Source organism: Paraburkholderia sp. UCT2 (assembly GCF_014397665.1).
Lineage (GTDB): Bacteria > Pseudomonadota > Gammaproteobacteria > Burkholderiales > Burkholderiaceae > Paraburkholderia > Paraburkholderia tuberum.
This window is the reverse complement of the sequence record NZ_VZQO01000009.1, coordinates 150,751-163,827: the sequence shown is the minus strand read 5'-3', so window position 1 is coordinate 163,827 and position 13,077 is coordinate 150,751. Positions and strand designations below refer to the sequence as shown.

Here is a 13,077-nt window from a genome sequence, read left to right as displayed (position 1 = left end):
ACGGGAATGATCGCAATCGTGACTTTATCAACAGGAGTCCTTATAGATATTTCTTTAAAGAATCGTGAATTGTTTCCGACCGGAACAACCAGCATCCGGCACGATGTCACGCTTCTCCTCTACATGGATATCTTTACGGCACTATTCGGAATCAGGCTGCCTGTCGGGATGTGCTGCCTGGAATGCTTCGATCCACTGGCAGCGCTCATCGATGGCCTGAATCGCCGGGAATCGGGCCACATCCACGCCAAAACGCCGCGCATTGTAGAGCTGGGGCACCAGACAGCAGTCGGCCATCGTTGGTGTATCGCCGTAACAGAAGCCATCGCCCTCGCCGGCGAGCTCCCGTTCAAGCACGGAGAGCCCGGTCTCCAGCCAGTGCCGGATCCAGCCCAGCTTCTGTTCTTCCGATAGTGCCATCTGTCCCGTGAGGAACTTCAGGATACGAAGGTTGTTGAGCGGATGAATCTCGCAGGCGATGTACTGCGAGAGCGCCCTGACCCGCGCGCGCCCTTCAATGGATTCCGGTAGTAGCGGCCGGTTGGGATAGCGCTCGTCCAGGTACTCGATAATGGCGAGCGATTGTGAAAGCACGAGTGTGCCGTCCTGCACCACCGGCACCGTTTGCTGCGGATTGACCTTGACAAAGCTGTCCGAATACTGCTCACCACCGTTACGGTTCAGATGAATCGCAACATATTCATACGGCTGGCTCTTGAGGTTGCATGCTATGCGCACGCGATACGCAGACGAACTACGGAAATAGCTATACAGTTTCATAACGATTGGTTACTCGAATTGTGGGATAGCCGGAAGTTTGGGAGCCTGTTGCCGAGGCAGTCTCATCCGAGCGCGACGAAGAGGTCGTCACCATCCACCCGAGTCGGCCGGATTCGCAGATCTTCCTTAAGCGGCTCGCACAGCGCCTTCATGTGGCGCGCTTTGACCTCTTCCTGATAAAACGGACGTTCGAGTTCGTGGATATCCAGATAGCCGTCGCAGATCTGTACAAGCCCACGACTACAGATGTTGTCAGTCACGAACAGGCCGTTATCGACGTTGAAGACCGTGAATCCGCGGTTGCCCACTTCCGCCACAATGGCGCCGTGCTTCGGAACGTCTGTTACTGCGACCAGCCTTATCCACTTCTGCACGATAAGCACCTCAGATCGCCAAACTGCCGGAGACAATGACGAATCGCGGCAATAACGGTGCGCCTTGAATCGCCAGGTCGGGATTCCCGTGATCCTGGGACACGCACCAGCACCAGTAATCCCCGGCAGAAGATGGATTCAGGCCAGCCAGGGCAAGGCACCCATCTCCTTCTCATGCCCCTCATGTACGGCGCCGTCGCCCTTACTGCCCAACACGCACCACAATCGCGCCCAGACGGTCGATGAAGCCATGCATCACGTCGCCCTCTTGCACGGCATTCACACCCTCCGGCGTGCCGGTCATGATGATGTCGCCCGGCTCGAGCGCGTCATACTGCGAGAGATACGCGATGCACTCCGCCACTGACCAGATGAGTTTCGAGATGTCTGAGGACTGTCGCGACTGACCGTTGACCGTCAGCGTGATGGCCGCTGACGACAATTCACTCAGATCCGCGGCTGGCTGAATGGGGCCGATGGGTGCCGACCTGGCGAACGACTTGCCGAATTCCCAGGGACGCCCCTTGTCGCGCGCCTCGAGTTGGAGATCGCGGCGAGTCATGTCCAGGCCGACCGCATACCCATAGACGTGTTCAAGCGCCTGACCGACCGGGATATCGGAGCCACCCTTGCCGATGGCGACAACCAGCTCGATTTCATGGTGAAAGTTGCTCGTTTTTGGGGGGTAAGGAATCCGGGTCTCCGCCTCACCAGCCTGGACCACTGCGTTTGCAGGCTTCATGAAAAAGAACGGTGCATCGCGTTCCGGATCCTTTCCCATCTCACGCGCATGCGCGGCGTAGTTGCGGCCGACGCAGAAGACCCGGTTGACCGGGAACGTTTCGGGTCGGCCAGCAACAGCCAGCGTGTAGACGGTGGCGGGGCTCACTGCATATTCCATTTACTTCTCCGGTAGCACTTCAAACCATTGCCTCCTGGCCGACCGTTACCTTGGCAGCACGGGACGGTCAGAGAAAATAAAAAATGAATCATGTTTCGGCAAGAAACCTGAATTCATGCATTCCAGTTAGGGCCTGCCGCTCGCCTATTGCCCGGAGTCCAGACCTTCGGACGCTTCCCTGAGCACGACCCTGTCCAGTCCGCTGAACACGGCTGGTGCGCAGCGGGCGACAGGCAAACGTCAGTACCCGAGGATGTCGTCCCATACCACCAGTTGCGAGGATTTCGGTACGGGCCCGATTGCTTCGACCGGCGCGCCAGCCTCGCCCCAGCGCACGCAGGTCGCCATGCCGTGCTGATACTGGGCCACACGACGCCCGATGCGAGCATGTCCTGCAGCCCCCGGTTGCAGGACGTACCCGTGGCCGCATCGGCAAGGTTTGGATGGGAGAGCCAGCCCAGTGCATTCAGACGGTAACTCACGGTGACGACAACCACGCCCTGCGCCGCTAGGGCCGCGCCGTTGAAAAGCGGCATGCCGGTGGCGCCATTTCGCAGGCCGCCGCCGTGCACCCAGACGAGCACAGGCGCCTTCCCGCCGAGTTGCGGCGTCCATACGTTGAGCGTCAGACTGTCCTCGCTTTTGCTGCGTAATCGTGGGATAGATCCACGAGACCACTGAACTGTTGAACGTCTGGATGCTTGCAGGGCCGAATGAACTGGCCCTCACCGCGTCCGCCGTTGCGGGTACGTAAGGCTGCGGCGATCGGGTGCGCAGCGGACCAACCGGCGGCTCCGCATAGGGAATACTGTGATATCTGAGCGTCGTGCCGTCAGGCTGACCGATGAACTTGCCCGACGTCATACTCACGACAGTGGCGGCCTTGGCACTTCCGCCCCCTCGGCAGCCCCACAAGGGGGCCGTCGCCACGGCAGCGCTGGCGAGCAGCAGACGGCGACGGATGAGACTTGTCGGCTTCATGGCCTCCATTGAACTCATCAGGACTCCTCCATGTGTATTTTGGTAGGTCACGACTTCACGGCAGTTAAATCCCGGTTCCGGTATCCACCATGTCCAAGAGGCAGTGGTGGCCGCCGCGACCGAGTATGTTTCCGGCAGGGCTGGAACTCAAGCGTGATGTTTTAGTCTTTACTATTCAAATCACGAATAAACCTTCCATGACTCGACCGCATCTCATCAGACCGTCCGGACCGGACAGGCCATCGGCCCTGCCGAAGACTGGTTCGAGCACTAGCATCGCTGCTGTCATACACAACCGATCTCGCAGGGTTGAGATGACCAGCGGCCTCAGCTTGCTATTGGCCTTCTGGATAAACACTCTTCGGGTGCAGACTGCGACACATCGCCGGCAGCCAGCATCAGCCCTGCCGGTGGCCGACAACCCGCCGTCTTCGCCATGAGGGGTTCATCACTGATATCAACAGTCAAGGGACGCCGTTCCTGCCGGACGTTCGACGGCGTATACCCCTCCCGAAAAGTGGATGCCCGCCGTGCCGGCCACCGAGACTGCCGGCACGGCCGCCGCGAGGAACAGGACCGACGACGACCATTGCAGATGCAGGAGCGCCCCGCCCACTACCGGGCCAATCACCGAACCGACGCGTCCGATTCCGAGGCTTCATCCGATTCCGGTGGCGCGCAGGGACGTGGGGTAATACATCGCAGCCAAGACGTTCAGTGCCGGCTGCCCGCCGATGATGGCGAAGCCGGTCAGGCCGATGCTGACCAGAACAGCGACGGGGGACGCTGTCACCATGGGATTGCCGATGGCGGCCGTCGTCACGCCAGCGACCAGAAAAGCTGTGACCAGCACGCGTGTGAAACCGATCCGGTCGATGACGCGGCCCAACGCCAGCGTGCCGATCCGCCCGCCACCCCACAGGGTGGTGCCGGCCAGCACGTCAAGGGACGTGGAATGCCCCGCATCGCGCATCACCGTCGGCAGCCAGTTCGACAAGAAATACATCGCGAGGAGGTTGGCGAAATTGATCAGCCATAGCAGCAGCGTGACGCGAGCCCGGCCGTCCTTGAACAGCTCGATGAACGGCACACCAACCGGTTCCTGCTCATCCATCACAAACTGCGCGTCCTCCGGGAACGGCGTTGCCGGAGACACGCGTGCAAGACTGCGGCGAACCCGGCTGTCGCCGCGCTGCCTGAAGATCAGGAACTGGATCGATTCAGGCAGCGCCAGCCACATCAGCATGCCCAGCCCCAGGGGAATAGCCCCGCCGGCAAGGAACACCGAGCGCCAACCCAAGGCCGGAATCATCGCGGCTGTAATCAGTCCACCGACGGCGGCGCCCAGGACATAGCCACACGACACGAGCATCATCAGCATCACTGGAATCCGGCGAGGACTGTATTCGCCCGTCAAGGCCATCGCGTTGGGCATGATGCACGCCAGTCCAAGACCCGCCGCAAAGCGCCAGCCGATCAGTTCGGGAATGGAATGGGCAAACCCGGTGCCCAGCATGCAGGCCGAGAAGAACAGCGTGGCGCCGATCACGACGGGCCGACGGCCGATCCTGTCCGCGAGCGTGCTCAAGGTCAGCGACCCGACCAGCATACCGAACAGGCCGGCCCCGAAGACGGGCGCCAGCAGTTCCTTCTCGATGCCCCACTCACGAATCACCACCGCCGCCACGTACCCCATCGCCTGCACGTCAAACCCGTCCATGATGAGGCACATGGCGCACAGTGCAATGATCAACCAGTGATATGGGCAAAGCCGGCCGTTGTCGATCACGCCCGTCACATCGATTCTCGTCGTCACGTCTGTCTCCTGAAATGCGTCGCTTAATAGTTATGCGGGTCCGTTCGGTCGGACACGGGGTAAGAAGCCGCATGCGTCGCGTGCAACGACCGCGGATGCCGCACGAGCAACGACTCACTCACCCCATGAGAGATGATTCAACAGCCGGGGCGCCTCCCTTCCCAGGCTGCGTTGAGAATGCCCAAGACGGCCGCTTCGTCGATTGCTCGTGGATTGGAGTCGATGTGATGCATGCACTCGCTCGCGATCGCGCTGAGCCTGTCACGTTCAACGCCCAGTTCCTTCAACGACACCGGCGCGCCCAGCCTGTGTGCCACGTCGTACAATGCCTGCGCCGGGGACGCCTGCATGATCGGGCGCATGGCGTCCATCTGGGCTGTAATCGCCGGCTTGTTGAAAGCGAGGACATGGGGCAGGATGATGCCGTTGGTTTCCCCATGTGCGACACCGAAGCGCCCGCCCAGCACATGGCAGATCCGATGATGGATGCCAATACCCACGGAAGTGACCATCAGACCGCCAATCGCGGCGCCATAGGCAGCGAGAGTCCGCGCCTCAAGGTTGGCCGGTTCGTCCGCCAGCAGTTGCAGGGCGCGATACAGCGAATCAATCCCCGTCAGCGCAAGTTCGCTGGTCAGTGGATTGCTTTTCGGCACATACAGCGCCTCGACGCAATGCGCCATTGCATTCATGCCCGTTGAGGCCGTTTCCCGCATAGGCAGCGACTGCGCCAGTGCGGGATCGACGATGACGGTATTGGCGAGCGCCTTCGGTTCCCGCCGGCTGCGCTTTTCTCCCTCCACGAGAACACCAAAGAGCGGCGTCATCTCAGAGCCCGACAAGGTCGTCGGTATGGTGATATGCGTCGCACCGGTTTCCACCGAGATGAACTTACCCAGTCCAATGGTCGAGCCACCGCCGATGGAGACGACGCAGTCACACCCGGCCTCCCGGTAGCGACGTAACGCGACGTTGGCGACCTCAATCGGACAATGGGGTCGCGCATCGGCAAAGACGGCTTTCACCCGGTCGCCCATCGATTCGATCACCGGTGCGTAGCGGCTCCGTCCGGATACCGTCGTGACAACGAGCACCTGTGACCTGTCCAGTGCGTCTAGTCGCGCACCGGCTTCCTTCGCGCGACCGGGGCCAAACATGACCAGGGGTGACTGGCAGAAAAAATCAAAAGCAGGTTTCATGAAAAGCTCTCATAGGAACTCGCATCACTGCGCAGTCCGTTCACGACAGGTGATCAGATCGGATAGATGATGGAGTTGGGGATCATTTCGCTGTCGTAGATAACCTGGCGCGAGGCGAACCTGAGACCCGCGGCCGTCTCGACGACTTCATCGATATAACGCCCGACGTTAAACACCCACGACAGTTGATTCAGTTTCGTGCGGATCACTACATAATTCGCTTCACTGAAGGTGCGATCGCCTTCGACCTTATGCACCAGCGGGACGCCGACGATATGCCGCTGGTAGTACGGGTCGTGAAAAAGTGTCTCCTGGATGCCGTAGATGCGGTCCTTCAGCATCCCCTTGCTCTCGAACGACAGCGTCGCGAGCGGCAGGCCACGCTCAAAATTCTCCCGCGGCTGCAGGCGGTAGATACACTCGTCGGTGAAAAACTCCGGCCACAGGCTCCAGTCGCCGGAATCCACGGCACGGGCATAGTCCGCATACAGTTTCGTCAGTGCGACCCAGTCCTTGAAGCTATCCATCATTCCGGAGCCTCCATCACTTCGCGCCAGTACTGGTACATGCCCCGGATCAGCGTCTCGCTCACCATGTGATCAGTATCCCCAATATCGCTCCCCCCCAGTTGGGCCAGCGCTCGGTGGAAAGGCTTGCTTTCGAACCCCTGCTGGGAAAACTCAATCACTTCACCGTCGTCTGCGGAGACGAAACCGGCGGGACCAAACAGGTTGGCCTGGCGAAGCCTGCGCTGCACCATCTCGTCGGAATCGTCCTCGAACGCGAAGTGAGTCCAGTAAAAGTCAAAAGAGCCGGCGCCGTTGGGCTGGATCTGCCGGGTCGACACACTGTTGACCGACTGCTGGAGAATGACACTCGGAAAAATAGTCGTCATCACGGCCGTCGGGCCGCCCCACCACGGCTCCGGCACGATGTCCAGGAAACGCGGGTCATGCAGGTGCATGTCCTCCTTGAAACGCGCGACCTGCGACACCTCGGACGCCTTGAGCGCGTTGCCCTTCGTCGAAATCATTGCCGCATGCCGGTGGCGATCGTCCATCTTCAGCTCGGACCGGTTGTCGGCCCGCCAGAGTCCAAACGTCACGAACCACGTATGCAGCAGCCCGGGGTGATACGGATCCTTGATGTTCTCCTGCATCAGTTTCCAGTTGCCAGGAATCCGCTGCCGGTTGTAGCCCAGAATCCGCAGCTTGCGGCCGTTGAAGGTGCGATCGAAACATTGCAGGATCGTCGGGCCCAGATAGTCCTCCAACGACTCCACATCGTGGTCGAAGGAGGCAAACACGACCCCACCGCGCGTCGTGACCTTGAGCTTCGTGAGTCCGTTGTCTTCCAGCCTGAATTCAGGCGGCATGCCCCCGAGCACCTTGCCATCCTGCTTGACCCCCCGGCGGAACGGCACGCCCTGCAGGTCGCCCTTGAGCGAATAATTCCACTGGTGGTAGGGGCACGTGAACCCGTCCTTGCGGTTGCCGTGGCGCTCACGGCAAAACGCCATGCCCCGATGCGCGCACACGTTCTCAAGCACATGGATGTTGCCGTCCTGGCTACGGACCATGATGACTGACCGCTCGCCAATCGCGGTGCGGATGAAGTCACCGGGATTCGGGATCTCGGCTTCGAGGCCCACGTAGCACCAGTGCTTGCGGTAGAAAAATCTTTCCAGCTCCTTCCGATGCGTGGCCTCATTGGTGTACACCATGAAGGGGATCCGGCTCGTGCCGCTGTCCTCCCAGTGGACGGTGTCGGGAAATACAGAAGATGTCATTGAACTTGCTCCGTTGCTATGCGCTACTCGCGCGCCTCTCGCCAGAGGCCAAGTGCCTGATGGACCGGGCGGTCGCTGAAGCTGAACAGGTTTGTGTCCGCGATTGCATGAAGGCGCAACGCGGCCCATGACGGAACGACGAACACGTCGTTAGGTTCAAACGGATGGACCGAGCCGTTGATCTCGGCGTGACCATGGCCTTCCAGACAGACGTAGACCGTGCCGTCCGTGCATCGATAGGGCCGGGTCTCGAAGCCCTCGGGCAACCGCTGTGCAAAGGCCCCGATCGTAGGCATCGGCGCGCCGCCCGTGGCCGGATTCACGTAGCGGAGCTTGTAGCCGAGATGGCTGTCAGGCTCACCGCTGGCGATCGCTAGCAAGGATTCCGTTGCACGTTCGTAGGGATAGACGAACACGGGACTTGGGTCGGGAGCAGCGGAGTGATAGTCGACCGGCAGCATGTTCGCACCGTAGCGCTTCAGGCTGTCGCCTTCGGGGTAGCCCGTCGATTGCGTCGTCACCCCGGACTTCTCCGAAAACCCGGCATCCAGAAAGCGCACCAGCGGTACATCCAGGCCGTCAAGCCATATGACCGGCTGATTGCCGGGATTGCCGTGGCCGTGCCATGTCCAGGCTGGTGTCAGAATGAAGTCCCCACGCCGCATCGTGGCGCGCTCGCCATTGACGGCCGTATACGCTCCATCGCCCTCCAGCAACAGTCTCAAGGCCGACTGCGTATGTCGATGGGCGGGCGCCACCTCGCCTGGCAGGATCAGCTGAAGTCCGGCATAAAGCGACTGCGTGATGCACGACCGTCCTCGCGACGCGGGGTTTTCGAGGACCAGTACGCGACGCTCCGCCTCGGCGGCACTGATCAGTCGCCCGGCTTCCATCACCCGCTCACGAACCTCCGCGTAGCGCCAAAACGCCGGTTCAACCGGCGATTGGGGAAACGGCGGGACGAGCCGGTCAAGCACCTCCCAGAGCGGCGTCATGTTCTGCCGGCTGATGCGATCGTAGTATTCGCGCCGTTCCCGCGCCTGCGGCGGCTCGAAGTTGTGGTCCTGCATGCTGGTTGTCTCCGGTTACGTGTCGTTGTCGGTATGATCACTAACTGGGCGGTATCAGTAAATGCATTGCCGAAAATACGATGCATCACCATCGTGAATGGAGGAGACGTGGAATTACACGAGATGGACATGAATCTGCTGGTGGTGTTCAACCGCCTGCTGGCCGAACGAAGTGTCTCAAGGACTGCAGAAAGTCTTGGCCTGACCCAGTCCTCGATCAGCAATTCACTGGCGAAGCTGCGCAGACTATTTGACGACGATCTGTTCCTGCGCACCCCGCGTGGCATGGAACCGACCCCGTTCGCGGAAAAACTGGGGGAGTCACTCCCATATGCGATGGGGATGATTCACAGCGCGCTGAACCAGCAGATCTCGTTCGATCCGATGACCAGCACCCGAGCCTTCACGATCGGGATGACCGACATCGGCGAAATGTACTTTCTCCCGCGTTTGATGGACGAACTCGCGAAGGCAGCCCCGGGCGTGACCGTCACTACAGTGATCAACACGGCGGCGAACCTCAAGGACGAAATGGAGATGGGACATGTCGATCTGGCGATCGGTCTGCTGCCGCAACTGAAGGCAGGCTTTTTCCAGCGCCGGTTGTTCCGTCAACGCTACGCCTGCATGTTCCGCAAGGGCCACCGGCTAGACAAGCGCAGGATCAACCTGGAGGAGTTCACCGGGGCGGAGCACGTGGTTGTGGTGGCCGCCGGAACGGGCCACGGCGAAGTGGACAGGGTACTGGAGCGCAGCGGCATCCAGCGGAAAATCCGACTGACGGTGCAGCACTATATTGCCGTTGGTCCAATCCTCAGTAGTACAGAAATGATCGCTACAGTGCCGGAACGCTTCGCGCAACGGTTCGCAGGCCCCTTCGGGCTGTCGCATGTGGCCCATCCGGCACTGCTGCCCGAAATTGCGATCAACCTGTTCTGGCACGCCAAGTTCCACCGGGAAGCCGCGAACCAGTGGCTACGGTCGCTGCTCTTTGAACTGTTTTCCGGTTAAGGCTACAGGCGGCCTCGTTAGAAAAAGGCTGATATCAATGTGCATCAGCTGATCCACTGTCTTCACCGCCACATCCGTCCGGGCGTTCATCACAGGCTGTGATAACACGTATCAGGATTCGTCCATTTACCAATACCGCCATCTGCTTCACGATGTCTGCATCAGTCAAGGAAAATCCGGAGACACGACAGTGGAAGTATCCATCCTCCCGCTCGGGCGGAGACTCGACGTCCGTGCTGGCGACAACCTGCTGGACGTATTGCGGTCACATCAGATTCCCATCTCGTACAGCTGCATGTCCGGCCGCTGCGGCACCTGTCGATGCAAGGTTGTGGCGGGCCGCGCACGTGTGACGGGGCAGGACGAATCCGTTTCGCAGATCGCCGCCGGTCAGCCCATTCTCGCGTGCCAGACGAACCTTGTCGAAAGCTGTGTGATCGAACTTCCCGAAATGGATGAAGTCGTGGTCCATCCCGCGAAGATCATCAAGGCAACGGTCACAGGCCTGGACGACCTGACACACGATATCAAGCGCCTGCGGCTCGGGTTGTCGAAGCCGCTTGAATACTCGCCCGGTCAATACGCGACGCTGCAATTCACGCCTCACCATATTCGCCCCTACTCGATGGCGGGCACGCAGGACGGTAATGAAGCTGAGTTCCATATTCGCCTGGTGCCCGCTGGTCGGGTTACGTCCTATGTCGCGTCGGATCTGAAGGTCGGCGATGCTGTGCGGATCAGCGGACCTTTGGGGACCGCCTACCTCCGGCGAAAATTCGATGGTCCGGTGGTGTGCGTCGCGGGCGGAACGGGCCTCGCACCGATTCTCTCGATCCTGCGCGGAATGATGAAAGAAGGGATGTCGAATCCGGTTCACGTTTACTTCGGCGTGCGCTCGTCGCGTGACGTTTACGGCATCGAATGGCTGCGTGATCTGCAGACCCGTCATGCCGCGCTGAAGGTTCACGTGGTCGTGGCGTCGGCGGGGGAGGCGCACGGTCATCGCAGCGGCATGGTGACCGATGCCATTGCCGACGACTGGTCGCACCTGACGGGCTGGCGCGCGTATGTTGCAGGCGCACCTCCGATGGTTGAAGCGGCATCGGCCCTGTTCCGGCAAAAAGGCATCTATCCTGACCACATCTACGCCGACGCGTTCCACGCCAGCACCGTCTGATTTCGTATCTTCAACCTTTCCCGATCTGAGGCATCTCATGACAGAACGATGGATGAAAGTAATCCCGCTTGCCGCAATTCCGACGGACGATGTAATGGCCGTGCACGCGGGCGACTGTGAAATTGCCCTGTACCGCGTCGGAAAACAGGTCTATGCGACAGACATCATCTGCACCCACGGTCATGCGCGGCTGTGCGATGGCTTTCTTGACGGCCATGAAATTGAATGCCCGTTGCACCAGGGCAAGTTCGACGTGCGCACGGGAAAGGCGATCTGTGAGCCACTGACGACTGACATCCGGGCGTATCCAGTAAGGGTCGTGAATGGCGACGTATTCGTCGGGCTGTAGAGCGTTGACTCTGTGGTTGGCCGAGGGGCACAGGCGCAACGTTCCTCGGCCTGGCATTCAAGCTGATCGAGTCGGCCGAAGAATCGTGGCAGCGCATCCGCGCCCCGGAAAGGCTCTCGGGTATCTGGCCCGCCTGGTCGAAGGCGAGGCGCATCGGCGTGAAGATCGCAGCGTCGCCCGACGCGTCGCGCTCGCGCGATTCCCGGTACTCAAGACATTGGACCAATTCGAGTGGAACTGGCCCACCAAGATCAATCGTCTGCAGGTCCAGAATCTGTTTCGCCTGAACTTCATCGAGGAGCACGCCAACGTGATCTTCCTCGGCGGCGTCGGGCTGGGCAAAAGCCACTTGAGCATTGCGCTGGGCCATACCGCCTGCCTGCGCGGCTACTCGGTGCTATTTGCCACGGCCGTGGACATCATCAATTCGGTGAATGCCGCCCGTGCCCATGGCGGGCTCAAGCGTGAATTGCGCCGCTACGCCAAGCCGCGCCTGTTGATTATCGACGAACTCGGATATTTGCCCATCGACCAGCAAGGCGCCGACATCCTGTTTCAGATCGTCAGTCAACGCTACGAACACGGCGCCACCATCGTCACCTCCAATCGCGCCTTCAAGCACTGGCCCGACATCCTCAACCACGACAGCACCTTGACCTCCGCGCTGCTCGATCGCGTCTTGCATCATGCCGAGACCGTCGTCATCGAAGGCAAGAGCTATCGCATGAAAGACCAGAGCGACCCCGAACTCGCCGCTTGACGCCGTTCACCACCGTGAGTTTCAAACCGCCCGTTTCGCGCGAAATTGACGCCGCCGCTGACAATAGGCACTCGAATAGATCGTTACCACGCCAAATGCTCAAGCCATGCACGCATGGCACTCGCAGTAGTCTCCGCGAAGCGCCACGTTTCCATTCGGTCAGTCAATCGTTGGAAGGACGAACCGTTTATTGAACGTAAGATCGACACCCACGAGTGGTCCGCCAGTTTGCTGGAGCCGGCCGCCAATCGCGAGGGAGCCAAGATCGAGACTGTAGAAACCAATCTCCTCGATAAGGTCGCTCACGACCTTTTTAGCGTCCGCGTCATCCCCAGACAGGAAGAACGCGGTCTTCGGCTTTGACCGCGAAAAATCCGAGATCCAGGACATCGGAACAGTGTTAAACGCCTTGACGACCCTCGCGCCCGGCGCAAGATCGGCGACGATCTCGCTCGATGTCCGACCGGTTATGTCACCGAGCGCCAAAGGCTCGATGCTGGCAACGCGGTTAGTCGTATCCACCAGGATCTTCCCCTTCCAGTTGCCGACCGAAAATAGCGCCGCCTGCACGTTCCACCATTTGGTCGCAAGCACGACCAGGTCCTGCTCAGCAGCCTCTTTCGCCGTTCCCGCAGCAGCGCCGGCACCCAACTCCGCCACAAGGGCCGCGAGCGACTCAGGCCCACGCGAGTTGCTCAGTACGACATGGTGACCCACTGACAGGGTGTGCCTGGCGATCGTCTGGGCGACGGGACCGGCACCGATAAAGCCAATTTTCATTTCGCATTTCCTCGCTGTCATGGAGTTCATCATTCGTGGGCGGCTGGCGCGATCCCACAACCGCGCTCAACGGACAACCGCGTCGATACA

13 protein-coding genes and 2 pseudogenes are annotated in these 13,077 nt (G+C 60.3%); 4 read left to right on the top strand and 11 right to left on the bottom strand.

Annotated elements, in window-relative coordinates; all coding sequences use genetic code 11:
• Positions 1-141: 141 nt before the first annotated feature.
• From maiA to gtdA, 10 genes and pseudogenes are all read right to left on the bottom strand, one after another.
• Positions 142-780 (bottom strand): maleylacetoacetate isomerase, encoded by a 639-nt coding sequence (gene maiA, locus F6X39_RS10375; protein WP_187616541.1) that lies wholly within the window; start codon positions 778-780, stop codon positions 142-144.
• 62 nt (positions 781-842) lie between these two features.
• Positions 843-1,154, bottom strand: coding sequence for a non-heme iron oxygenase ferredoxin subunit (locus tag F6X39_RS10370; protein WP_187616540.1), 312 nt, complete (start codon positions 1,152-1,154; stop codon positions 843-845).
• 202 nt (positions 1,155-1,356) lie between these two features.
• Positions 1,357-2,055 carry a fumarylacetoacetate hydrolase family protein gene (locus F6X39_RS10365; RefSeq protein ID WP_187616539.1) on the bottom strand — a complete coding sequence of 233 codons (699 nt, stop codon included), beginning with the start codon at positions 2,053-2,055 and terminating at the stop codon, positions 1,357-1,359.
• A 240-nt stretch (positions 2,056-2,295) separates the two neighbouring features.
• Positions 2,296-2,424: a hypothetical protein gene (locus tag F6X39_RS36695; protein WP_262413824.1), complete on the bottom strand. Its 129-nt coding sequence runs from the start codon at positions 2,422-2,424 to the stop codon at positions 2,296-2,298.
• A 23-nt stretch (positions 2,425-2,447) separates the two neighbouring features.
• Positions 2,448-2,717: pseudogene (locus F6X39_RS37585) on the bottom strand (carboxylesterase family protein); the annotation flags it as partial.
• Between the two features lie 776 nt (positions 2,718-3,493).
• Positions 3,494-4,852, bottom strand: a pseudogene (locus F6X39_RS10355) (MFS transporter).
• Between the two features lie 137 nt (positions 4,853-4,989).
• Positions 4,990-6,051 (bottom strand): maleylacetate reductase, encoded by a 1,062-nt coding sequence (locus F6X39_RS10350; RefSeq protein WP_187616537.1) that lies wholly within the window; start codon positions 6,049-6,051, stop codon positions 4,990-4,992.
• Positions 6,052-6,104: 53 nt separating this feature from the next.
• On the bottom strand, positions 6,105-6,581 hold the full coding sequence (locus F6X39_RS10345) for an aromatic-ring-hydroxylating dioxygenase subunit beta (protein WP_410449997.1): 477 nt from the start codon (positions 6,579-6,581) through the stop codon (positions 6,105-6,107).
• Entirely contained in the window at positions 6,578-7,840 is a 1,263-nt protein-coding gene (locus F6X39_RS10340; protein WP_187616536.1) for an aromatic ring-hydroxylating dioxygenase subunit alpha, read from the bottom strand. Before F6X39_RS10340 ends, F6X39_RS10345 begins: the two co-directional genes overlap by 4 nt.
• Before the next feature lie 23 nt (positions 7,841-7,863).
• On the bottom strand, positions 7,864-8,910 hold the full coding sequence (gene gtdA / locus F6X39_RS10335) for a gentisate 1,2-dioxygenase (protein ID WP_187616535.1): 1,047 nt from the start codon (positions 8,908-8,910) through the stop codon (positions 7,864-7,866).
• A gap of 108 nt (positions 8,911-9,018) precedes the next feature.
• On the opposite strand from gtdA, the gene F6X39_RS10330 reads away from it, so the two are divergent.
• The 4 genes from F6X39_RS10330 to istB all read left to right on the top strand — a co-directional run bounded on the left by F6X39_RS10330 (position 9,019) and on the right by istB (position 12,207).
• Complete coding sequence (locus F6X39_RS10330) at positions 9,019-9,921, top strand: LysR family transcriptional regulator (RefSeq protein ID WP_187616534.1); 903 nt, start codon at positions 9,019-9,021, stop codon at positions 9,919-9,921.
• Positions 9,922-10,111: 190 nt separating this feature from the next.
• Positions 10,112-11,098: a 2Fe-2S iron-sulfur cluster-binding protein gene (locus tag F6X39_RS10325; protein WP_187616533.1), complete on the top strand. Its 987-nt coding sequence runs from the start codon at positions 10,112-10,114 to the stop codon at positions 11,096-11,098.
• Between the two features lie 37 nt (positions 11,099-11,135).
• Positions 11,136-11,447: a non-heme iron oxygenase ferredoxin subunit gene (locus F6X39_RS10320; protein ID WP_187616532.1), complete on the top strand. Its 312-nt coding sequence runs from the start codon at positions 11,136-11,138 to the stop codon at positions 11,445-11,447.
• Positions 11,448-11,532: 85 nt separating this feature from the next.
• Positions 11,533-12,207, top strand: coding sequence for an IS21-like element helper ATPase IstB (istB, locus tag F6X39_RS10315; RefSeq protein WP_222945176.1), 675 nt, complete (start codon positions 11,533-11,535; stop codon positions 12,205-12,207).
• A 159-nt stretch (positions 12,208-12,366) separates the two neighbouring features.
• On the opposite strand, the gene F6X39_RS10310 is transcribed toward istB, so the two are convergent.
• Positions 12,367-12,987, bottom strand: coding sequence for an NADPH-dependent F420 reductase (locus tag F6X39_RS10310; RefSeq protein ID WP_187616530.1), 621 nt, complete (start codon positions 12,985-12,987; stop codon positions 12,367-12,369).
• Between the last annotated feature and the right edge of the window lie 90 nt (positions 12,988-13,077).